The following is a 23,818-nucleotide window of genomic DNA, read 5'->3' as shown; positions in this document are numbered from 1 at the left end:
CTATGAAATAAAAAAAACAGGCTCAACTAATAGTGAACCTGTTCTTTTTAATCTTCATTTTGCAGTGTTCAAAGCAACTGCTCAATAAGGAAGCTTATGCCTCGCAACTTGCGCAGTCTTTTTTCTGTGCAAATTTTTGAGCGGCATTCATACTGTGTTGGTAGTAAAGTGATTTCAAGCCTAATTTCCAAGCGGTAACGTGGATTTTGTTAATCTCTTTAACCGGCATTTCTGGATGCACGATGATATTTAACGACTGTCCTTGGTCAATATAATTCTGACGGTGAGCCGCTTGGTAAATCAAATCTAATTGATCAATTTCTGAATAGGTTTTAAACACATCTTTTTCGTTTTCCGTTAGGAAATCAAGATGCTGTACAGAGCCGTCGTTATTACGGATGTCTCTCCAAACTTCTTGCGTGTTTTGGCCTTTCTCCTCCAATAATTCCTCTAAATAAGAATTTTTGATGGTGGTTTTAATTTTAGCGATATCCTTCACATACACATTCGACCAAATTGGTTCGATACCTTGTGACACTTGTCCTAAAATGAAAGCTGATGACGTAGTTGGCGCAATAGCGTTCAACGTCGCATTACGTCGTCCGTAACCTTTTAAAACTTCTGGCTCGCCAAACATTACCGCTAATTCTTCTGAAGCTTTATAAGATTTTTCTTTGATGACCTTAAAGATCTCATTGTTCAAATTATAAGCCTTTTCGCTATTTAAAGGTAGCATTCTCGATTGTAATAAGGAGTGCCAGCCTAAAACCCCAAGTCCTAAAGCACGATTATCTTTGGCAAAATTGTAAGCGCGCTCCATAAACAAGAACGTTTGTCTGTCCTCTCTACTTTCTGAATCGCGATAAGCTTCCAATTTATCAACAAACTCAGTGATCACGGCGTCTAGGAAATAGACCATCGTCTCAACCGCATCTGTATCTTTCCACTTGTCATAATGCAATAAATTGACTGAAGAAAGTACGCATACAAACGACCAATCGTCATTGGAAGGCAACATGATTTCAGTACACAAGTTACTGGCGTAAATAGGAAGGTCCTTATCCTTATAAACATCTGCGGCAGCGTTATTGGCATTGTCCTTAAAGAAGATATATGGATAGCCCATTTCGCCTCTACGTTGCAATACTTTTGCCCAGATCGCACGCTTTTTCTCATCGCCATCCACCATTTCCTGCATCCATTCATTGGTCACAGTGACCCCGTGGGTTAATTCCTGAATAGGATTTCCTTCGGTACCGATTTCCAAGAACTCCATAATGTCAGCATGTTCCACTGGCAAATACGGTGAAAAACGGCCACGTCTTACGGAACCTTGGCTCACGACATCCACCATCGACTCAAACAACTGCATGATGTGAACTGCACCAGACGCTTGTCCGTTATTTTTGACCTCAGCACCACGATGACGTATTTTTCCAAAATATCCTGAAGTTCCTCCGCCAAGTTTAGACATCATCCCCACTTCAGACTGCGTGTATAGAATGTTCCCCATATCGTCGCCAATATGTGATCCAAAACAGCTGATAGGCAGGCCTCTTTTCTGACCGAAATTAGACCACACCGGTGATGCCAAAGAGAAAAATCCTTCAGACATATAGCCATAAAACTTGTCTGAATAACCTGGGATACCCAATATTTGCTCAGCTCTGTCCGCAATCTCGCGAATGCGTTCCTCAGCAGTGACGCCTGGGCTTAAATAACCTGATCCTAAAAAGCTGCGGCTGTATTCATTAAGCCATTCAAAGCCTTTCGGTTCATTTTCTCCCGTAAGATGGAGCGCTTCCTTTCGAGCGTTTAAAAGGTTGTCAGTTTCTGAAATTGTTTTTGAAGTCTGAGTGTCGAGGGTTTGGTTTTGATTGTTCATTTAAAAAAGGTCATCACTGGTTATACTTTGCGTTCTTTTACTGTAGTTGATTGAGCGTTTCACGAAGAAATCGCCGTGTTTGGTACCGATAATCTCATCATCAAACCATTCGGTTTGTGCGATCAGACTTTCGTCGATGTCAAATATTTTTGAAATACCGATGCTTTCAAGGGAATTATTGAAACGGTTTTTGATAAATTCATTAACCACTGCTTTAGGTAGGAAATCAAGTTCGCCATCTTCAAAAATCCAATCCACAATTCTGCTTTCAGCGGCATAGGCTTCTTTACACATGGCTTGAATCATGACATTATATTCCGCATCGAACCAATCTGGATTTTCGTCTTTGATGATTTTGATAAGATCAATTCCAAAGTCGCCATGAATTTGCTCTTCTTTTGAAGTAGCTTCCACCACATTTGAAATACCCTTAAGCATGTTTTTATGCTTGTTAAAGGCCATAATAATCAAAAACTGGGAGAATAACGAAACGTGTTCGATAAAGAGCGAGAATAGCAAAATTGATTCTGCATAGTCTTTGTTATCTTCACTTTTCGCATTTTTAAGAGCGGTTTCCAAATATTGAACCCGCATCATAATGGCTGGTTTTTTCTTTAGATCCTGAAATTCTTCATTCAATCCTAATATTTCCAGCAAATGCGAATAGGCGTCATGATGGCGCACTTCACTTTCAGCAAAGGTGGCACCCACTGAACCGATCTCTGGCTTTGGCATTCTGTGATAAATATCGCCCCAAAAACTTTTTACTGCCACTTCTATTTGTGAAATGGCAAGCATCGTGTTTTTAATTGCAGTTTGCTCTACTTCTGTGAGACGGGTTTTAAAATCCTGGATGTCACTTGTAAAGTTAAATTCAGTATGAATCCAATACGAATGACGAATCGCCGGGACATATTCGTAGAGTGCAGGATATTCATAAGGCTTTAAATTGATCCGCTTTTCAAAGATGTTCAATTTGCGTTTTTGGGTTTGCTGATTTCTGTAAAGAATGTATCCTTTAGCGACATCAAAAAATCCAGTTTCCATCAATTTGGTTTCAACAAAATCCTGAACCTCCTCCACGGTAGGAATATAATTCGCATCCAATGTTTTTCTTTCAAGAAGTGCTCCATAAACCATCTCAGATATGCGCTGTGCATCTTCAGGTCCGCCGTGATTTGCAGCGGTCATCGCTTTTAATATCGCATCTGTAATTTTTTGTAAATGAAAGAGTTTCGTGCGAAAATCTCTTTTAATGACGTGGGTAATTTCCATGAGAATAAGGACTAAGAATTAATAAAATAAACGAGGTGTAAAGATGTCAAATTTATTAATGACTTTTGAATGCGTCCTCAAAAGGTTGTTAAATGGTTATCAACAATTGATAACAATTGGAAGAAATTTCGAAATTACTGAGAGTTAGAAGGTTTGAAAAATTTAATGTTTACGCTATGAAAAAGATAGGAAACCAACAAGTATTTCTGAGTGAAAAAACCGGTTTTTTAGGGTTTAAAAAAGTTTAAAAAGAAGGAAATGTTAATAAAACTGCCCAGTTATTGGATTCGGAATCTTCAATATTTTTGTTTTTTTTACGATTATGTTGAAACTGATTAGAATTGTTTCTTTGACCATATTTCATTTAGTGATGAGTGATTATACTTGTAAATGTTGATGATTTTTTGTAAACTGGAATTGAAACTGATTTCCATAGAAAATTGAAAAAATATCACTTAGTCCTTTATTTAGAACAAATAAGAAATCAGCTAATTCAAATTCCCAAAAAGAACATTGGTATTTTTGTGAGTTCCGCTCGTTAAACAACTATTATAATTAGAAAGTAAAGATCAAGATGAATTTAAGAATCCCTTTTTCAGCCGTTGCAATGTTAATATTGCTTTGTACATCCTCCTGTGCTACCACAAAAAAAGAACCTACCCCACCAAACATCATCGTCTTTCTGATTGATGACATGGGCCTTATGGATACATCAGTACCATTTATAACCGACGCGAAGGGCCATCCAGAAAAATTTCCGCTGAATGACTTTTACATCACGCCTAACATGGAGAAACTAGCAGAACAAGGCACTCGATTTACAAATTTTTATGCACATTCGGTTTGTTCACCTTCGCGAACCTCCATTATGACAGGACAAAATTCTGCGCGCCACGGAGTAACGAATTGGGTACATCCTGAAAGCAATAATCGTACAGAATTTGGCCCAACGAACTGGAATTGGAAAGGACTTACTAAAGCCTCAGTAACGCTTCCGAAACTATTGCAGCAAAACGGCTATAAAACAATCCATGTCGGGAAAGCACATTTTGGGCCGATGGATAGTGATGGCGAAAATCCGCTTAATATAGGTTTTGATGTTAATATCGGCGGCAGCTCGATTGGACAACCCGGGAGTTATTTGGGCACGGAAGGTTTTGGACATACAGGCGGCGATAAACCAAGAGCAGTGCCTGGCTTGGAAAAATACCACGGCCAAGATATATTTTTAACCGAAGCTTTGACTTTAGAGGCCAATCTGGCCATTTCGCAAGCTAAAGAAGAAGGAAAACCGTTTTTTCTTAATATGTCTCATTACGCTGTTCACTCGCCATTTTATTCAGATCAGCGTTTTGCACAGCATTATGTGAATTCAGGGAAATCAAAGGATGCTCAAGCCTATGCGACGTTAATTGAGGGCATGGACAAATCTCTTGGCGATATCCTGCAACATGTTAAAGATTTGGGACTAGGAGCAAATACGATCATCTTATTCTTGGGAGATAACGGATCAGATGCACCGTTGCCAATTGAAAACGATTATAGCAGCTCTTCTCCTTTAAAAGGTAAAAAAGGAAATCACTGGGAAGGCGGCATGCGCGTGCCCTTTATTGCAGCCTGGGTTTCGCCAAATGATCAAGCAAGCAATCAAAAAAAATTACCTATCGCACAAAATGCGATTCAAGAACAGTTGGGCTCTATTTTGGATATTTTCCCAACTCTAAGCCATCTTACGAATGTGTCGACTCCAAAAGATTATATCATGGATGGTTATGACTTGCAGGATCAGTTGAATGGCAAGGAAAACAAGAATCGTGATGAGATTTTCTTAAATCATTTCCCTCATGCGCACCGCAGTAACTATTTTACAAGCTTGGTTAAATCAGACTGGAAAATCGTTTATCACTATCAACCAGAAAGTGAGCCGCGCTATGAACTTTTCAACCTAAAAGAAGATCCATTTGAAGCTCTTGATCTATCGGATACCAATCCTGAACAACTCAAGATGATGATGACAGTTTTATCTCAAGAATTGAAGAGCAAAAAAGCACTTTATCCTGAAAAATATAAGCATACATTGGAATTGGTTATGCCGAAGTAAGCGATAAAGCACTGTTTTATTTTAGATAGATATTTGACTATTAAGAAGTGCTTTGGGACGAATCATTCTTTGAAAGATAGAATTGTTGGTGAAAAACACCAACAATGGCGCCAAAAAACACCATTAACGTCATAATCAAGAATAGTATAGAATGAATAATGTTTTGATTTCATCCCAATAACACTAAATTAGACAAATGGCAAAAACGTTTTATACCATTTATGTGATTGAACTTTCAAAACGGGTTTTTACCGAAAACACAAAATTCAGGAATGCAAATCCTCAGTTTAATGGTGTCCTGCAATGTGTTTATGTTGGCATGACCAGTAAAACCCCACAAGAACGTTTCCTTCAGCATAAAACGGGCTATATCAATAAAAAGGGACATAAACTCTCCGCCAATATCGTTGAGAAATACGGATTGTATTTACGGCCAAGTCTCTACACGCATATTGATCCTTTTTTAAACAGAGCTGAAGCCTTAAAGGCCGAAGAACAAATTTCATTGGAACTACGTCGCGAAGGGTATGCGGTTTGGTTTAATTGAATTTTGAAGGTCTTGTTGGGATACACAAAAAATTAGGAATCTTACTTTTATTTTAGAAGTGTTTTTGCACGACATCAATACTAGACAATTCTATGAACAAAAGTTCCAAACCAGCCCGACGAACATTCTAGCGTGGTTTTAACTTATTCTGAGACTAAAAAAAAAAACAATTTCAAACACATCCCTCATTCCCAATAACTTTCGTAACTTAATCCGTCCATTTAAAAACCCTTCATTATGAAAAATCTGTTTCTATTATCAGCGCTCATTTGTTTTTCATCAGCTATTGGCCAATCTCAAATTCCATCGGCAGAAAGTCAGATCAAAACAGCGCTCTATGCCTGTCCTGAAATGTATCAAGATGGCGCCAAAATTTTGGGCTACAATCAAAAAGGCGAACTTATAACGTTGCGCGAAGGCACCAACGAAATGATTTGTTTAGCCAATGATCCAGAACGAAATGGAATTAGCGTTTCCTGTTATAGTGACAAATTAGAACCTTATATGAGCCGAGGTCGTGAACTGGTTGCCGAAGGAAAAACCGAAGCCGAAAAGCGTGATATTCGCAAAACTGAAATCGATGCAGGAACCTTGGAAATGCCTAAAACACCAGCGGCTTTATATGTTGTTACGGCTAAAAAAGAGGATTATGATATGGGAACCGGCGAGCTAAAAAACAGTAGAATTCGCTATGTATTTTACAAACCTTATATGACCTCTCTCGAAACCGGATTACCAACCAAGCCTCAAGCACCAGGGATGCCATGGTTGATGGATGCAAACACCCACCGTTCGCATATTATGATTACTCCTCCAGCTCAGAATTAGTGATTTGCAGACTTTTAGATAAACTTACCGACGTTAAGCTGGGTATTATATATAGCTAACCTTATGGAAATGGTCGCTAAATTGTAATTCTTAAACAGATCTAAATGTCCGGTCGATATCTTTCCAAAAGATCCAAAAACTTATTGTGGAGACGTAAATAGTTATGCAATAACGGTATTATTTCTCCGGTTTCGGATTTCTGATAATGTTGGGGAAGTGGCTCATATTTTTCCATCATATGGTCATGAAAATTTTCCAGCTTTAAAAAATAATCCAAGACATATTCGTAACCAGAAATATCAATGATAAGGTTTATTTCATCCAAGCGAAAAGCGATATGAGAATTGCTGTCCAAGCCTTCAACATCCATATCAAAAGTACTTATAAATTGATCTTCTTCGTTTTCGAAAAACCAGATCAGTTGATCTCGTTCAGTTTTAGCTACCTCAAAATCGATGAGCGCTTCTAGGACATGTTCGGATTTTGTCTTGATTTCTACAATATTGTCAAGTTTCCAAAGTGAAACATAAATTAAATTGAAGAGTTTAAAGGGGAAATTTGAAAACGGATCTAAGTCGTTTATAAAATCTCTCAGGTAAATAAATCCATCGTACCACGCGACAAACTCATCCAATGTAATGCCATCCTCTAAATTGCGCAATTCAGATAGCAATAGTTCATACTGTTCCTTGATTAAAAGATATTCATTATTTGGCGTGAAGAGCACTTTCTCATCTTCGTCGAAATCAAAGCTTAGATCATGTAGCTTTTCGAGACCAGTAAGATTGGATAAATCATTGCATACATAGATATCATCCACAGAATAATCATCTTTACTTTCGATAAAAATATCCAAATAATGTCCACTGTTTGATAAAAAAGTCATGCCTTCACATCCCTTATTGCAGCTTCCACATATACCGAAAAAAACATCATCAAAAGCTTGGCATCCGTCCTCTTTCACAGATTCAAAGGTGCTTTTTAAGGTACTAATAAAGAGCGATTTTGAAACTTCCATATAAGACTTTTCGTTGTCGAGTAGTGCATCGAGGGCATCGCTATCAAAATTCTTTATGGCTTCTATAACTCTTTTCTTCATTGCTTAAATGATAATTATGTCATATGGTAAAGACATCTTATTGATTAAAACAGATCCTATTTAATTATAAAAACAAATCGCTCACACTTTACAATTCAAGTCCTTGCTCTTCAAAACTAATCCTTCACATCATGCATGACCAAAACTGGCACTTTCGAATTATAAGCAATTCCTTTAACCAATGGCTGATTAAGGATACCTGCAAAAAACTTATGCTTTCTATTGATGAAGGCCACCATATCACTCTCCCTTGCCGAATTCGTCTAAAATCCGCGTTTCCAGCTCATTTAAATGTTCTCTTGAAACATCTCTAATAGGATCACGCAGACCAAATTGTGCAGCACTGGCCAATAGCACCTAGGTCAAATCATAAACCACCGGGGTATAAGCAGTGAACAAATGAAAAGTACAATGGTCATTTTCAAAAAGCTTGATCGCATACCTAAGGGCGTTCCATGAGTTATTAGAAAAATCAGTGGGCAGTAAGATATTTTTCATGATCTTTAGGCTAATTCTATTTATATAGAACGCGTCGAATTTTGCATCGCCAAAAGTGGAATCTTCAAATCCAAACTGACTTTGTCTATGGTTGACGGAAATAAAACATTTTCCAAAAACGAATATTGGGAATTTACCATGACCAACATATCCACTTGGTGCTCTTTTATGTAATTTCTTATGGCTTTGGCGACATCCTTTTCATTTATGGTATAGAAATTTAATTCGGTCTTACAAATGGTATCTTTTATAAACTTCTGATTATCCTCTTGACGCATGGATAATTTATCGCTTTTTGAAACATAGACCACATCAACCACACTTCTGTAGGATCCAGCCAAATCACATACCAGCTTCAACTCTCTGCGTTTATAAGGAATGAGATAATCGGTAGGAAACAAAATACGCTTTGGCTGAGTATTGGTATAATTGGCTGGAATGGCCAAAACAGGACATTGAACATATTTTAAAACCTGAAAGGTTTGGCTTCCAAAGACAATTTTTCGATCATCCGATTTGCCTTTCGTGCCCATAACGATCAAATCAATATCTTTCTCATTCACAATGCGACTGGCTTCCTCAACCAAGGAATTGTAGGCCGAAATGCTATGGTATTGGAATCTTGGGTTTGGCGAAATTTCCTTAACCGTTTTCAACAGGTTTTCCAATTTGGCTTCCGACTCGTTTTTAACACGTTCCAAAACCTCGTCATATACCTCACGCGACACTAAATCCTCATGATCATAGAATTCCTTTTGATAAACGTGCATAAAGTAAAACTGAGCGTTTTCATACTTAAAAAACTCCAAAGCATACCGAATGGCATTCATTGAGTTTTCAGAAAAATCTGTTGGAAAAAGAATAGAAACCATAGTACAGTATTTTATTAGATAATAAATTTAAAGATTTAAATCGTATAAAACCATGTTAAATATCATTTCAATGCTCTGAATAGTTAATCATTGAATATTATGGGCAAAGAATCGATGTTTTCAGAAATATTTATCGCTTTAAAACCAAAATTTGGATAGCGCAATAGACGACAAATGGTGAAATCTGGATTCATTATGAAATTAAAAAGCATCAGAACACGTTGTAATTTATTCTAATTGCATTATTTAAAACCCTACGATTGCCAAATATTACTAGATACTTGTACTTAATTTCTAATACTTTGTACTTAATACTTTGTACTTAATGCCTAGTACACCACACCTAATGCATCTTATCGTGCATTACCAAAAACGGAATGCGGGTGTGATAAGTAATCTCTTCAATCTTGTTATGAAATAAAATTCGCTGAAAGTAATTGATGTTTTTTGCAACCATGGCCATCATTTTCACATTTCGACTCTGTACAAAACATTCAATGGCATCTTCAACATTTTTATTGGAAAGATTATAAAATTTGATTCTAAATTTACTGAAATACTCGTTCAACAAATCCTTGTTATCCTGTTGCTCGATACTCAACTCTGCGGCTTTGTTAGTAATATGAACCACCTGCAAACTAGACTTATGCACGTCTAAAATATTATGAAGTGGCTTTAATAGACGCACACCATAGGTCAATAAATAATCTATTGGAAAAGCAATCTCATCCAAATCAACAAACTGAGCATCTTCGGGAACGACCAATGTAGGACATTTCACCTTTTTTATGACATCTGCTGCATTACTGCCAACAATCACTTTTTTCAAGCCGCTAGCACCCTTTGTTCCCATAACAATCATGTCTATTTTTTTCTCTAATACATGGCTTCGAACAGATTCCACGAAAAAATTACAGTCAGTAAGTGTGAAAAAATGGTGGTTTTTAGACTCAGGGAATTCTGTGGCAATACGTTTCAAAAGTGATTTTAATTGCTTTTTCGCCGGCTTTGTAAACGTGTTTTCAACAAAATCCTTGTCAGTAATATATGGCGAATCACTTGCAGCGATATAACTTAAAACACTGACGTGCAGCAAGTAAAAAGTGCAAGATGTTTTCTCGAAAAACTTAAGTGCATAAGCGATAGCATTCCAAGAATTCTCTGAAAAGTCAGTTGGTAATAATATATTTTTCATGGCAATTCGTCATTATTATAATCAAATCAAAGTTATAGTGATGAATTTATTAATGAAATGATATTAGTCATGTTTGACTTTATTTAAGAATCCCAGTAAAATTACTAAATATATTTTAGAACAAAACACCTCCAAACAGAAGACATACAGTTGGTTATCCGAATAAAACCTTAAACTTATGAATGCGCAAATAGAGGTTATTTGCAAAGAAATCAACAACACTGTTAAAACATAGATTTCGCAAAAAACAGAATTGGTTTTACCATCGCATTTCAACTTCGACGATGAATGTTATTTTAAAGATGAGACCCCGCTAAAACGTGGGGTTAGTTCGACCAGCACATTTCAATTTTTCGCCATCGCCAAAAATTGAAATGGGGGTCTCACTAATATACATCCTGAAGTTTATGAAGGTCTATAATTCTTATGTTGCGCCCATCAATCTCAATAATACCTTCTTTCTTAAAATCAGAAAGGCACCTAATCAGCGTTTCAGTCGCAATACCAGCGACACTGGCCAAGTCTCCACGCGAAATTTTAATAGAATTTTCTGGTTTGTTGTTCAGTTTTTCAGCGAATTTCAGAATCGTACTTGCAGTTTTCTTCTTGACCGAACTATAAGCCATTTGCAATAATTGATCCTTAACACCCTGAAGATCGTCGGTAAGCAATTGCATAAGTTCTAAAGTAACATGTTGATTGGCGTCAAGAATTAGTTTTAATTGTTCTTTTGAAATCCCTAAAAGGACCACATCCCTGATAGCAGTTGAAGTTTCTTGATAAGGAACGTTTTGCATAAAGGAGGTGTATCCAAACATGTCAGCATCCTTATATAACGCGGTAGTCAGTTCTTTGCCCTGTTCATCAAAACGATGACATTTTACAACCCCTTCATGTATTAAATATATATAATTCGAATTTTGACCTTCGTTATAAATAACATCGCCCTGCTGATAATTATAAGAGGTGCCATGGGTTTCAAAATAAACACGTAAGTCGTTAAGCGTCTTGATTTCCCCAGCGCTTTTTTCAACTGTTTGAGATTCCATGTTTTCCTTAAACTCCTTTAAAATAGACGCCTTGGCCAATCGACTTTCAATGGCACTTACAAGTTCATCTTCACTAAAGGGCTTCGTAATATAATCGTCTGCACCCAAATTCATTCCTTTTCGAACGTCCTGGCGTTCAGTCTTTGCAGACAAAAATATAAAAGGTATAAGCTTTGTTTGTTCATTATTTGAAAGTGCTTCCAATACATCATAACCGTCTAGTTCCGGCATCATAATATCACAAACAATAACATCAGGATGTTCATGTCTTGCTTTTTCCAAGCCTAATTTTCCATTGGCGGCAACGATGACCTCGTAATCTAAAATTTCTAATAATTCGGCCGTATTTCCTCTTAATACCGCATCATCTTCTATCAATAGTACTTTTTTCATTAGTGTGCTATGTTTGGAACGCTTAATATAAATGTTGAACCTTCTTGGAATTTACTTCTAAAATGGATAGAACCGCCCAGATTCTCGATATGTGATTTTACAATGTTGAGTCCGATCCCCGTACCCGGCGTCGTCAATGCATTTTCTGCCCTGAAATAACGATTGAAAATATTTTTTTGATCCATTTCAGGAATCCCAATACCAGAATCTGATATTTCAAAAACTGTATCCTTCAGGTTTTGTGCGATTTTTATAGTGACATCGGAATGTTCTGGGGAATATTTAATGGCATTATGAACCAAATTTGTCAAGGCCAATTCAATAGTTCTTTCATCCTGAACCAAGACGAGATCTTCAATATTATCCGGATATATAACATGCTGACCTTCTTTCAACAACATATTCGCATTATAAACTACTTCATTAAGCACTTTACTCAATCGAAAAGAAGTGAATTTATAGTTTACTTTTCCGGTTTCGAGTTTCTCAATGGATAGAAAATCGTTCAAAATGGAGTTTAAATAATGAACCTTATCGGAAATGATCTTAATATGCTTGTCACGGTTTTCTTGCTGATCACCACGAATGTACTTGCTCAGGAGAATTGAGGATGTTAAAATTCCGCTCAACGGTGTTTTAAATTCATGGGAAACCAAGGATAAAAACTTAGTTTTCAAATCATTAAGCTCCTTTTCATTTTCAAGTGCCGTTTTAAGCTGCTTGGTCCTCAAGTCCACCGTTTTTTCTAACTTTTGAGTGTAGTTTTTTTGCTCCGTAATATCTAAAATAATGGCAATATACACCTTGCGCTCCCCTAACATCGACATTTCTAAACTGACATAAACGGGATAGGTAGTGCCATCCTTTCGTGTATGAATCGCTTCAAACTCCACTTTATTCTCAATGTGACTTCTTAAAGGAGCACTTATCCTATAGAATTTTTTAAGGGAAAAGTTCGGCTTAATATCTAAGGCCGTCATATTCCTGAGCTCTTCTATCGAATAACCTAAGTTTTTTTGAGCGCCATAATTGACATTGATGAATTTTAAGGTCTTGAAATCAAAAACATATATCTCATTAAGCGAATTATCAAATATTTTGGTAAGGTAATTTCGCTCTTCCTCTGCATTCTTTCGTTTGGTTATATCATTTTGGATGCCAATATAATGAGTTATCAAACCCTCTCGATTTTTAATGGGATTGATATAAAGTTCATTCCAGAATAAAGTGCCATTCTTTTTATAGTTACGCAAGGTTACTTGGCAGCTCTTCCCCTTTTTTACAGCTTTTCGTAATTTAGTGATGCCATCTTGATCTGTATCATCCGATTGTAAAAATCGACAATTCTTTCCTAAAATCTCTTCTGATGAATAGCCCGTCAATTCCTGAAAAGCAGGATTAAAATAGATAATCGGGTTGTCTTTTTGTAAGGCATCAGAAATTATAATCCCATTTCCCGCCGCCTGTAAAGCTTCACTCTTTATATTAAGATTTTCTTCAATATCCTTGCGAAACGTAATATCGGTAACAAGCGCCATGACATAAGTTTCGCCATATAACTTAAATGGATTCAGCCCTACCTCAACAGGAAATTCCTTGTTGTTCTTATTTAAGCCATAAAGGTAACGTCCGCGGCCCATCTTTCGTTTTTCAGTATGATTGAAAAATGACGTGAAATGATCAGAATGCTTGGGATGGTAGTTGTTTGGTATTAAAACATTTAAGGACTGCCCGATAAGCTCATTGGTTTCATATCCAAACATTGTATCTGCTGACGCATTTGTAGACACAATTTTTTGATCCTTATCTACCACCACAACACCTTCAGAAACGGCATCTGAAAGTACTTGTAAAATATCCTCTCGGTTTTTAAACATAGGCTGCACTAAGTTGATTTTTTAGAAGCGTGAAGATAGTTACTATTTAAGAAATTAGAAAAACTCATCTTCTAATATGTTATTATTTAACAATCTGGAAGTAAGGATAACATATCATGAGCAAGGAAAAAATCACAATGTAAATAACTAACAATAAGACACATGTCACAAATAAGCACTCTAAATAGGTTAATTTCAGTGCACAATTGATTTCGAACATGAGAACAAATAAAAAAACATGAACTTAACATTTTATCAAAATATCGGCAAGTTATTTTATGCCATTGCTGCCATAGACTTTGAAGTGAATGCGGCAGAAACAAACTCAATGAGTTTGTAAGAAACATTGACTGGACATTGAGGCCGTTGAAGATGCTTTTGGAACTGACGCTACAAGTCAAATAGAAATTGTTTTTTATTGGCTCAATAAATATAACACGAGCAAAGAGTTAGAATGATTTTGTAATTTATAAAATTGAGCAAAAACATCTATTTATAAATACGTAAAAAAACTGTTCATGAAAACCGCTGGTGCCATCGCTCAGAGTTTGCAGGCCAAAAAAAGTCAGAATTAATCCTCTTAGCACAACTCGATATGGAATTAAAGAGAAACTAATTACGATTTTTGGTGTTTTAACAGAAAACACACCTGATTTTTAATCTTATGCTGCCCCTTGAAAATAAATTAATAATAACGTCGGGTCTAAATAAAACTGTTTTATCAAGCTCAAAAACCCTTAAATTAATCAGATATTTCTTATCAAATCACAAGTAGCTATCTCGTAAAGACTTGTAAATCACCACACAAACATCAACTACAAACCTTCATACGCCACTCTTCTTGCTTTACCCTTTATTAAGTTATTCATTTTTTGACAGTTACACGCCGTAGGTCGCACTTCACAGTTTAAGATAATTGTTTAAAAAAAGAATTTAATTAAGCACGTAAATAGCGCTCTTGACTGATTTTTTGGTATTTTTATCAGATTATTTTTTGATGTTTAGTAAAAATTCCAACCCTCAGTGATTAAAATGAAGAGACTTTATACGTTTATAGCGCTATTATTCTTAAGCTTTTATATAGGTAATGCCCAGGAAAGCGTTAAAAAACATACCGTTAGCAGTGGAGAAACGCTATTGTCTATTTCTAAAACATACAATGTTACACTTTTCGATCTTCAGAAAGCCAACCCAAGTGCCGTTGACGGCGTTAAAATAGATGACGTTTTGGTCATCCCTGAAAGCACTATTAAAACTCCAACTCTCGAAAGTGGATCCGACCCCCTAAAAGCTTCTGAAGTGAGCTCTTCCATAAGTCATACGGTCAAGGCTGGCGAATCAAAATACAGCATTTCAAAACGATTTGGCCTGACGGTTAGTGATCTTGAATCTCAAAACCCACAAATCCTCTCTGGGTTGAATGTAGGTCAGGTATTGGAAATATTTCCATCCCCAACCTACGTCAGTGAAGAAACCCCTTCCAAACCCATGAACAAGAAAGGGAAAACCCATCAGGTGGTCTCTGGCGAAACCCTTTTTGCAATCTCGAGTGCCAACGGATTGACCGTTGACGAATTGGTCAAGGCGAATTCCAAAACGATTTCCGGGGATTTAAAAATAGGACAAATCTTATGGATTCCGGGTAGTGATGATGACAACGCCAGCCATAATGGGGATTATGTCGTAAAATATGGAGATACTAAATTCAGTCTCTCCAGACGTTTCAACACCTCCGTACTTGAATTGGAACGTAAAAACCCACATATAGCCAAGATGCTTATCGTAGGTCAGACCATCAACATGCCATCTACTGAATCCAATCCTACCAATACACCAATTGCTCAAAATGAAACCAAACCCACTCTAGCTGTAGTAATGCCAACAATAGAGGTCAAAGAAGCAGAAAAAGTCGTGACTTCTGACCAAACTCCATCCAAAGCACCTGCTCAAGTCTTAGAAAAACAAGAGAAAAAAATTGTTAAACATGACCTCCCTTCTAAAGAAATTGTTCAAAAAGAAAAAGAAGTAAAAACGATTATTTCTAATGTAGTTCCAACTAAAGCGATTACTCAAAAAGAGAAGCATGAAGAACTGGCAGCAACCGACACACATCCTGAAGAAGCAATCGAGGAATCTTCTATAGCCGATGCGACAAATAGTTCTGACCGTGATTATAACCTTTATAAAATTCAACCCAACGAGACCGTTTATGGATTAGCTAAAAAGGCAGGGATGACCGTTCCTGAATTTTTAGAACTTAATCCACTGTTAAATAAATCTGTTCAAATAGGCACTTTTATCAAAATGCCAAATGATAACACGGCTTCAAACCCAGTATCAAATATAGCTTTAAACACTGAAGTTTTAATGTTGCCGAAAATCACTGCGGGCTTTGCCGACTTAAGAACTTCAGCACACACCTCAACTTCAAAAAAACTATTGTTTTTTCTGCCCTTTTCGGAAGCTGATTATCAAAATTACGCAAGAATAGACGCCAACTTCAAAAACCTGTCTGACGATTTTAAACGCAGCCATTTGGAGTTTTACAAAGGCGCCAATATAGCTATCGATTCCATCAGAAAAATGAATCTCAATGTAGATGTGACTATTGTTGAAGCGCAAAGCGTCAACCAAACCTCGAAAACCATGTCTTTAATGCAAGATCATAATATTAAAGACTATGACGCCATCATCTTACCGTTTTACAAATCCATTGAGGAAGAAATTGCAGCGTTTACGGCGGACAACAATACACCGGTGATAACAACTACTACAATTGACAATAAAAAAAACACCAACAACTTATATAGTGCGCTGCCTTCCATAAATCAACAAAGGCTAAAGGTGCTTAATTATATGATGGCAAAACAAGGCCATATTATTGTGCTTAATGATGTCGATCGCATAGAAAGCAAAGCTTTTATTACAGGCCAGGTACCAAATGCAGACTTTGTGACCATCAAAAAAAATGGATCCTTTAGTGAGGCGGAATTGAAGTCTAAACTAAAAAAAGGACAAATCAACTATGTGATTATCGATAGCGAACGAAACAGTACTTTTTTAAACACTACCAACGCGCTTTTGAGTGAACTATCGAATTACAAATTGCAATTAGCGGTTTTGGACGCGTCTTTAATTCCTGATGATAGCAATGTGTCCCAAAAAAGATATCAAATTTTAAAGATGATTTTCCCTTCTTTAATTCCTGCTAAGTCAACCGAAAGTTCAAAGCAATTTTTAAGTGCCTATCAAAAAAAACACAAAATACTACCATCCACAAATATTATGTTAGGATTTGATATTACAATTGACAGCTTATTAAGGCTTATGCAACAACAAGGCTTTGAAAATTCAGCCATAAATTATATTACGGAATACACCCAACTGAAATTTGATTATGAAAAGAACACTCTAGGAGGTTATAGTAATGAAGGCATTTACATCTTACAATATGATCCTGATGCCCAGATACGCGACGCCAACTAATTTAAAGAAACGATTTCACCTAATGAATCGTCTTTTGTATTTATGAAGAAAACTACTATACCGCATTTTTATAATCAATTTATTGTTGCCTTACTATTTGTGATGGGTGCAACCGTGAATAGTTTTGCTCAATGTCCAACCGTGACCATTCCGACACTAAGTTTTTGTGATGTTGAAACGCCTACTCTGGCAACCCTTTCCATTGCGGCAACAAATAATGGCGGTGGAATCAAATGGTATGCAACGGCCAATTCTACAATTGCTCTCTCTCTTACCCAAGGTCTTGAAAATGGTAAAAGATATTTCGCCGACAACAACTCTGGTACTTGTGGTACGCGGCAGAGTGTATTAGTTACTATATATGGTGTACCACTTAGCTTACCTTTTCAAGGGGTTTGCGTGGATTATCCGGAAGAAGCGACGATTTCTGACTTAATTGCTTTTGGAAATGATGTGCAATGGTATGATGTAGCCACGGGAGGAAGCCCTTTACTGGTTTCAACAGTTTTAACGAATGAGACCACTTATTATGTGAACCAATCCAATCCAGATACAGGATGTAGAACTTCACGACTCTCCGTTTTAGTGAAGGTTGGTGTGGTTCCTGTTCCCACCGGCGATCCGGTTCAGTTATTTTGTGAGGGCTCCAATCCCACTGTGGCCGATTTAGTGGCATCGGGAACAAACAAATGGTATGGCACGATTTCATCAGGTACCATTTTACCATTATCAACACCGTTAGTCCATGGCGAAACTTATTATGCCACCACTTTTGATTCACCTTGTGAAAGCGTTGAACGTTTTCAAGTTAAAGTTGAGATTGTACCGCTGAACAATGCGGGCAACAATGGGGAAATCGAGATTTGCGAAACTGGCGTTGCAAGCACCAACACGGTAAATTTATTTGAGGCCCTTTTAGGCTCACCAGATACTTCAGGAACTTGGACGGGGCCGAGAGCAACTTCCCACGGAAATATAGGCACTGTAGATGTATCGACCATGACAGTCGCGGGAAGTCCTTATGTGTTTACCTATGCTGTCAGCTCTGCCTCTTGTCCCACCGCCACAGCAACCGTAAGTATTATGGTTACTGAAAGTGGCAATCCAGGTACCGATGGCACATTGAGCTTATGTGTTAATAGTCCTGCACAGGATCTTTTTGCCAGTTTGCAAGGCAATCCAGAACCTGGAGGTACTTGGTCTCCTGCTTTAGCAAGTGGCACGGGAATTTTTGATGTTTCAAAGGATTCTGCTGGCGTTTACACCTATACCGTTTATGGCGTTCCTCCTTGTGGCCCAGCTTCAGCAACAGTTACCGTGACTATCAGTGCAGAGCCTCTACCGGGCACCAATGGCAACTTGACACTGTGTTCTAATAGCGCTCCAGAAAATTTATTTAACAGCTTGGGTGGCTCACCACAATCGGGCGGCACATGGACCCCTGCACTAGCAAGTGGCACTGGGGTTTTTGATCCCTCTCAGGATGCTGCAGGAATTTACACCTATACGGTTTTTGGAACCGCACCTTGTGGAGACGCTTCGGCAACAGTAACCGTAAATATTACCCAGTTACCTAATCCTGGAACCAACGGAAGTTTGGCTTTATGTATTACTGATGGTTTAGAGGATTTATATGATAGTTTAGGCGGTACGCCAGAAACTGGAGGAACTTGGTCACCCGCCTTAGCAAGTGGCACAGGTTTTTTTGATCCATCAAAGGATACTCCTGGTATTTACACTTATACCATTAGCGGCGTATCACCTTGTGGAGCGGCTTCGGCAATAGTTAACGTCACTGTTAACCCTAAGGCCCAACCAGGAACCAACGGAAGTATAAGCCTCTGTTCGGATAGCGCCGCAGTAAATTTATTTGACAGCTTAGGCGGTTCACCACAATCAGGTGGCACATGGTCTCCTATCTTGGTAAGCGGTACGGGCGTTTTTGATCCGTCACAGGACGCTCCTGGTACTTATACCTATACCATTTCTGGAATTGCACCTTGTGGGGATGCCTTCTCAACAGTAACCGTAACCGTTAATCCATTAGCTAACGCTGGTACAAACGGAAGTCTGATTTTATGTAGCAGTGATCCATCACAGGATTTATTTAATAGTTTAGGTGGTACTCCAGATGCTGGAGGTACTTGGTTCCCTGCTTTGGCAAGTGGCACAGGTGTTTTTGATCCATCACAAGATGCTGCAGGAACTTATACCTATACCATTACTACAGATTGTGAACAAGCTTCGGCAACCGTTGAAGTCACCGTGAATCCTCAAGCTGATCCAGGAATCAATGGGAACCTCGCACTTTGTATTGATGGCAATCCAGAAGATTTATATAATCGTTTAGGCGGCACGCCTCAATCGGGAGGCATCTGGTTGCCTGCTTTGGCAAGTGGCACTGGACTGTTTGACCCTAAACAAGATGCTGCTGGAACTTATACCTATACGGTTTCTGGAATAACACCTTGTGGAACGGCGACAGCAACAGTAACCGTGACCGTTGATACCGCGCCTCAGGCAGGTTTAAATGGCCGATTTGCGATTTGTACTAATGATGCACCACAAGATCTTTTTGACAGTCTTGGCGGCACACCTGAAACTGGAGGCACCTGGTCCCCTGCTTTAGCAAGTGGCTCGGGTATTTTTGACCCTGCACAAGATAATGGTGGGTCTTATACCTATACTGTTACTAATGCTTGCGGCACGGATTCGGCAATCGTTACGGTTGCGCTTATTCCACAACCAGATCTTACGGGGCTCACATTGAGCGCCAATGCCATCTGTTTGGACGATGACATAACTATTAATTTATCTGGAGCAACACAACTTTCTGACGGCAACTATAATCTAACCTATTCGCTTGCAGGAGCCAATAGTACTGAACAAACCATTACGGTCAACATCACCAATGGCAGCAGTAATATTTACATCCCCGCTTCTCAATTGACAACCATTGGAACCACGACTTTTACGATTTTAAACCTTTTGAATCCTATCACAAATTGTGGTACTGCATCCGGCACCCTTCCAACGGTAGATTTCAATATTGAACATGCAGGAACACCAGAATTGGTAAATGAAGGTAACATCTTTTGTGAAGATGAATCCGCAACCATTGCCGACTTAACAAGCCAGCTTATTGGCGCTGATATCATTACTTGGTATGATGCTATAGAAAATGGTACAGCATATACTCGGGATACGCCTTTAGTAGATGGCACCACCTATTTTGCATCCAATATGACTTTAAGCGGGTGTGGCAATGATGTCCGATTGGCAGTAAGGGTTACGATTGATTTATGCGAACCTTTGGAAATTATCATTCCGGATGGTTTTAGTCCGAATGGCGATAATATCAATGACGATTTCTTTATTAAAAACCTTAGGGAATTATACCCTAATTTCAAATTGCAAATTTATAACCGATACGGAAACATTCTTTATAAAGGCGATATTAATACCCCTAATTGGGATGGGACTTCAAACCATGGAAGAGCTCTCGGCAATGGCGTTTTGCCTGTAGGCGTTTACTATTATATTTTGGAACTCAAGGACACTAACAATAAAACGATACAAGGTAGCGTGTACCTTAACAGGTAATCTGAATAAAGTTATCTATGATAATTAAAAATTTAAAATATACATTTCTTGGTTTCTTGCTTCTGACGGGATTATTCAGTGTGGCGCAACAGGATCCACAATACACTCAATACATGTATAATATGAGGGTCATCAATCCTGCCTACGCCACTGAAGGTGAAGATATCAATATAGGTGCCTTATACCGTACCCAATGGGTCGGCACAGTGGGCGCTCCAAATACAGGGTCGCTTTTTGTGCATGTACCTTTACAAGAAAAAATACAGGTTGGACTATCCATCATTAACGATCAAATTGGGAATGTGGTCAACGAAACCAATGTCTATGCCGATTTTGCATACATTTTATCTTTGGGAGCAGAAACTAAACTGTCGCTCGGCGTTAAAGCAGGAGCCAGTTTTTTCAACACCAATTTCAATGGCTTTATCTATTCGGATGTATTGCCAGATCCGGCATTTGCCAATAACCTGAGTAAAACATTTCCAAATATTGGTGCAGGTGCCTATCTTTTTGGATCCAATTATTATGTTGGCTTCTCTGCTCCTAACCTGCTAAATTCAAAGCACCTCGAGAGAGAAAGTGGGATTGTGGCAAATGGCGTTGAAGAAATTCACTTTTTTCTTACGGGTGGCTATGTGTTTGAACTCAATGAACAATTGAAATTAAAACCTGCATTTATGACCAAAGCAGTTTCTGGAGCACCATTATCGCTTGATTTAACTGCCAATTTACTGATCAATAATATGCTTGAAGTTGGCGCAGGCTATCGCTTTGATGATGCGGTCTCGGGATTGGCTAATTTCAGGATAAGTCCATCCATGCGGATTGGTTATGCCTATGATTATACCTTGTCCAATTTGGGCAGATTCAATTCTGGCACCCATGAAATTATGATTTTATTTGATATCAATAAATTAGGTAAGCCAAAAGGATATGATAAATCACCAAGATTTTTCTAAAAAAAGAGATGTGACAAGAGCATGCTAAAGATTTTAACATACAAGGGAAAGATTATCTGCGAACAGCATGTGACCATTGAAAAACAATAAATATAAACACATGAAAAACGTTTGCCTACTCCTATTTTTACTTGTTGCCTCATGGACGGTCCATGCGCAACGACCGAGCTTAAAAAAGGCCAACCAACTCTTCGCACAAAAATCGTACGTTGAGGCTGCAAAAATTTACCAATCGCTAGATAAAAACCAGGAAGTTCTTCAAAACCTGGGAGATTCCTATTACTTCAATTCTCAAATGAAATTGGCGCGAACCCCTTACGCAGGCTTGTTCACCAATTATAAAGACAGTTTAAAACCTGAGGTTTATTTCAGATATGCTAAAGTGCTACAAGGTGTCAAAGATTATGAAAACGCCGATAAAATAATGAGCGCATATCTTGGCTATGTTGTAGATACCAAAAAGTTCAGTACCAACCTCAACAGACTCGTGCCTTTTACCTATGATATCAAACAGATGAACCAAAGCTCGCGCACCGGCGATTTTGGCATCGCTTATTTTGGAGATAAAGTCGTTTTTTCATCTTTCAGAAATAATAAAAACGCCATCTACAGCTGGAATAACCAACCGTATTTGGATCTCTATCAAGCGGACGTTTCCAAGGACAAAAGACTGGTCAATATCCAGCCGTTTTCCGACGAAATCAATACCAGAACACATGAAAGCAATGCCACCTTTTCCAATGATGGCCTAACGATGTATTTTTCCAGAACCAATGAAAACCGCGTGCCTATTGGCGAAGAATTGGTGGCGACGGTCAAGATTTATAAAGCAAAATTAGTTGACAACGTCTGGACTAATATTACCGCACTACCCTTTAGCAGTGACCTCTACTCTACCCAACATCCGGTATTGAACAAAGATAACAGCCGCCTTTATTTTTCGAGTGATATGCCAGGCAGTTTAGGTTCTTTCGATATTTATTATGTTGATATTAATGATCATTTTGAAGGCTATGTAGAAGAAAGCTATGGCGATCCAGTAAATTTAGGCAGCACCATTAATACCATACATCGAGAGCAGTTCCCGTTTGTAGGTTATGAAGGCACGCTTTATTTTTCTTCTGACGGACACCAAGGCCTGGGTGGATTGGATATTTTCGTGAGCAAAATTTATGATGGTGTCTATTCCAAACCTCTTAATCTAGGAGAAACCATCAATTCAGAAATGGACGATTTTGGATTCATCGTCAATGAAGATGACGACACGGGTTACTTGTCATCCAACCGCACCGGATATGACAACTTATACGCCTTTACCCGTAAGGAAAACGAACGTCAATTTACCGTTGAAGGGAATGTTCGGGATAAAAATTCAAAGAATTTACTTCCTGGAACGACCATCACCTTATATGACGAAAACGACTTTTTGGTGGGTCAGATGGTTGTAGGCGAAGACGCGCAATATGTCTTCAATACTGAACCTAATAAAGTTTATAGTATTGAAGGGCATCGCGATTTCTATATCCCCACAACAGAAATTTTCGCCACCAATGATGATGGCAATATTACCTTTAATATTGAGCTTTCCATTGAATCTTATGATGATGCCGAAGACATTGTGGTAACCAAGGATGACGGCTATACCTATATTGAATTGGAAAACATTTATTTTGATTATGGCAAGTGGGACATCAAGCCAGAAGCTGCAAGCACTTTGGATGTTTTGGTCGATTTACTGAACAAATATCCACGCATGGAAATCCAGTTGGGGGCACATACTGACAATAGATCTTCTGATTTGTACAATCTTCATTTATCGCACCAACGCGCTGCCGCCACCCTTGAGTATATGGTTGAAAACGGGATTGACAGAAAACGTCTTCGTTCCAGAGGTTATGGCGAACGGGTGCCGTTAGTGGATTGTAAAGATAATTGTAGCGAAGTAGAACATTCGATTAACAGACGTTGTGAGTTTTTGATATTGAAGTAAGAGGCTTCCAATTGAAATTGATGTTGAAATTGAAATTGAAATTAGAAAGCTCAAGGGGCAAATTTATTTTTTAATGCTCTTTAACTGATTATTGTATGGGTATGTCTTTTTTTTTGAACCATTAAGGCATTAAGATAATTAAGAGATTGTGCTTCTAACCA

The 23,818-nt window shown here is 38.1% G+C and carries 15 protein-coding genes; 7 read left to right on the top strand and 8 right to left on the bottom strand.

The features are described 5' to 3' along the window. Positions 1–94: 94 nt before the first annotated feature. Together ACOH2D_RS07910 and ACOH2D_RS07905 are read right to left on the bottom strand one after the other, a co-directional pair. Positions 95–1,885, bottom strand: a complete 1,791-nt coding sequence (locus tag ACOH2D_RS07910; protein ID WP_449534901.1) for a ribonucleoside-diphosphate reductase subunit alpha — start codon at positions 1,883–1,885, stop codon at positions 95–97. After that, positions 1,886–3,160, bottom strand: coding sequence for a ribonucleotide-diphosphate reductase subunit beta (locus ACOH2D_RS07905; RefSeq protein ID WP_348038625.1), 1,275 nt, complete (start codon positions 3,158–3,160; stop codon positions 1,886–1,888). It lies immediately after the preceding gene. Between the two features lie 574 nt (positions 3,161–3,734). Between ACOH2D_RS07905 and ACOH2D_RS07900 the strand changes: the two genes are divergently transcribed. The 3 genes from ACOH2D_RS07900 to ACOH2D_RS07890 all read left to right on the top strand — a co-directional run bounded on the left by ACOH2D_RS07900 (position 3,735) and on the right by ACOH2D_RS07890 (position 6,636). Continuing rightward, a complete protein-coding gene (locus ACOH2D_RS07900) occupies positions 3,735–5,261 on the top strand; it encodes a sulfatase-like hydrolase/transferase (protein ID WP_449534900.1) in 1,527 nt (508 codons plus the stop codon). Between the two features lie 196 nt (positions 5,262–5,457). Then, complete coding sequence (locus ACOH2D_RS07895) at positions 5,458–5,808, top strand: ribose-5-phosphate isomerase (protein ID WP_348038619.1); 351 nt, start codon at positions 5,458–5,460, stop codon at positions 5,806–5,808. Between the two features lie 237 nt (positions 5,809–6,045). After that, entirely contained in the window at positions 6,046–6,636 is a 591-nt protein-coding gene (locus ACOH2D_RS07890; protein ID WP_348038617.1) for a hypothetical protein, read from the top strand. A gap of 100 nt (positions 6,637–6,736) precedes the next feature. Here the strand turns inward: ACOH2D_RS07890 and ACOH2D_RS07885 are convergent, their stop codons facing one another. From ACOH2D_RS07885 to ACOH2D_RS07860, 6 genes are all read right to left on the bottom strand, one after another. Next, positions 6,737–7,735: a hypothetical protein gene (locus ACOH2D_RS07885; protein ID WP_449534899.1), complete on the bottom strand. Its 999-nt coding sequence runs from the start codon at positions 7,733–7,735 to the stop codon at positions 6,737–6,739. A gap of 357 nt (positions 7,736–8,092) precedes the next feature. Continuing rightward, positions 8,093–8,233 (bottom strand): universal stress protein, encoded by a 141-nt coding sequence (locus tag ACOH2D_RS07880; RefSeq protein ID WP_348038612.1) that lies wholly within the window; start codon positions 8,231–8,233, stop codon positions 8,093–8,095. Positions 8,234–8,253: 20 nt separating this feature from the next. Beyond that, entirely contained in the window at positions 8,254–9,105 is an 852-nt protein-coding gene (locus ACOH2D_RS07875) for a universal stress protein (protein ID WP_348038611.1), read from the bottom strand. 343 nt (positions 9,106–9,448) lie between these two features. After that, the gene (locus ACOH2D_RS07870; protein WP_348038609.1) at positions 9,449–10,300 is read right to left on the bottom strand and encodes a universal stress protein; all 852 of its coding nucleotides are present in this window, start codon (positions 10,298–10,300) and stop codon (positions 9,449–9,451) included. Between the two features lie 386 nt (positions 10,301–10,686). Further along, complete coding sequence (locus ACOH2D_RS07865) at positions 10,687–11,742, bottom strand: response regulator (RefSeq protein ID WP_348038607.1); 1,056 nt, start codon at positions 11,740–11,742, stop codon at positions 10,687–10,689. Then, positions 11,742–13,619, bottom strand: coding sequence for a sensor histidine kinase (locus tag ACOH2D_RS07860; RefSeq protein WP_348038605.1), 1,878 nt, complete (start codon positions 13,617–13,619; stop codon positions 11,742–11,744). Before ACOH2D_RS07860 ends, ACOH2D_RS07865 begins: the two co-directional genes overlap by 1 nt. A 1,032-nt stretch (positions 13,620–14,651) precedes the next feature. Here ACOH2D_RS07860 and ACOH2D_RS07855 point away from each other — a divergent pair. The 4 genes from ACOH2D_RS07855 (at position 14,652) to ACOH2D_RS07840 (ending at position 23,657) form a co-directional block, all read left to right on the top strand. Next, positions 14,652–17,105 (top strand): PBP1 and LysM peptidoglycan-binding domain-containing protein, encoded by a 2,454-nt coding sequence (locus ACOH2D_RS07855; protein ID WP_449534898.1) that lies wholly within the window; start codon positions 14,652–14,654, stop codon positions 17,103–17,105. 42 nt (positions 17,106–17,147) lie between these two features. Beyond that, entirely contained in the window at positions 17,148–20,708 is a 3,561-nt protein-coding gene (locus ACOH2D_RS07850) for a T9SS type B sorting domain-containing protein (protein WP_449534897.1), read from the top strand. A 17-nt stretch (positions 20,709–20,725) separates the two neighbouring features. Next, positions 20,726–21,667, top strand: a complete 942-nt coding sequence (locus tag ACOH2D_RS07845) for a PorP/SprF family type IX secretion system membrane protein (RefSeq protein WP_348038139.1) — start codon at positions 20,726–20,728, stop codon at positions 21,665–21,667. Positions 21,668–21,767: 100 nt separating this feature from the next. Further along, positions 21,768–23,657, top strand: coding sequence for an OmpA family protein (locus tag ACOH2D_RS07840; RefSeq protein ID WP_348038141.1), 1,890 nt, complete (start codon positions 21,768–21,770; stop codon positions 23,655–23,657). Positions 23,658–23,818 lie beyond the last annotated feature (161 nt).

It is taken from the genome of Gelidibacter sp., from assembly GCF_053579655.1.
Note: the sequence above shows the minus strand (reverse complement) of the source record. Positions and strands in the feature narration are given on the sequence as shown.

Bases quoted from the DNA above. Each gene is read 5' to 3' on its own strand.
- ACOH2D_RS07885 (WP_449534899.1), bottom strand. From the start codon at position 7,735: ATGAAGAAAAGAGTTATAGAAGCCATAAAGAATTTTGATAGCGATGCC.
- ACOH2D_RS07900 (WP_449534900.1), top strand. From the start codon at position 3,735: ATGAATTTAAGAATCCCTTTTTCAGCCGTTGCAATGTTAATATTGCTT.
- ACOH2D_RS07875 (WP_348038611.1), bottom strand. From the start codon at position 9,105: ATGGTTTCTATTCTTTTTCCAACAGATTTTTCTGAAAACTCAATGAAT.
- ACOH2D_RS07905 (WP_348038625.1), bottom strand. From the start codon at position 3,160: ATGGAAATTACCCACGTCATTAAAAGAGATTTTCGCACGAAACTCTTT.
- ACOH2D_RS07840 (WP_348038141.1), top strand. From the start codon at position 21,768: ATGAAAAACGTTTGCCTACTCCTATTTTTACTTGTTGCCTCATGGACG.
- ACOH2D_RS07860 (WP_348038605.1), bottom strand. From the start codon at position 13,619: ATGTTTAAAAACCGAGAGGATATTTTACAAGTACTTTCAGATGCCGTT.
- ACOH2D_RS07890 (WP_348038617.1), top strand. From the start codon at position 6,046: ATGAAAAATCTGTTTCTATTATCAGCGCTCATTTGTTTTTCATCAGCT.
- ACOH2D_RS07895 (WP_348038619.1), top strand. From the start codon at position 5,458: ATGGCAAAAACGTTTTATACCATTTATGTGATTGAACTTTCAAAACGG.
- ACOH2D_RS07910 (WP_449534901.1), bottom strand. From the start codon at position 1,885: ATGAACAATCAAAACCAAACCCTCGACACTCAGACTTCAAAAACAATT.
- ACOH2D_RS07880 (WP_348038612.1), bottom strand. From the start codon at position 8,233: ATGAAAAATATCTTACTGCCCACTGATTTTTCTAATAACTCATGGAAC.
- ACOH2D_RS07850 (WP_449534897.1), top strand. From the start codon at position 17,148: ATGAAGAAAACTACTATACCGCATTTTTATAATCAATTTATTGTTGCC.
- ACOH2D_RS07845 (WP_348038139.1), top strand. From the start codon at position 20,726: ATGATAATTAAAAATTTAAAATATACATTTCTTGGTTTCTTGCTTCTG.
- ACOH2D_RS07870 (WP_348038609.1), bottom strand. From the start codon at position 10,300: ATGAAAAATATATTATTACCAACTGACTTTTCAGAGAATTCTTGGAAT.
- ACOH2D_RS07865 (WP_348038607.1), bottom strand. From the start codon at position 11,742: ATGAAAAAAGTACTATTGATAGAAGATGATGCGGTATTAAGAGGAAAT.
- ACOH2D_RS07855 (WP_449534898.1), top strand. From the start codon at position 14,652: ATGAAGAGACTTTATACGTTTATAGCGCTATTATTCTTAAGCTTTTAT.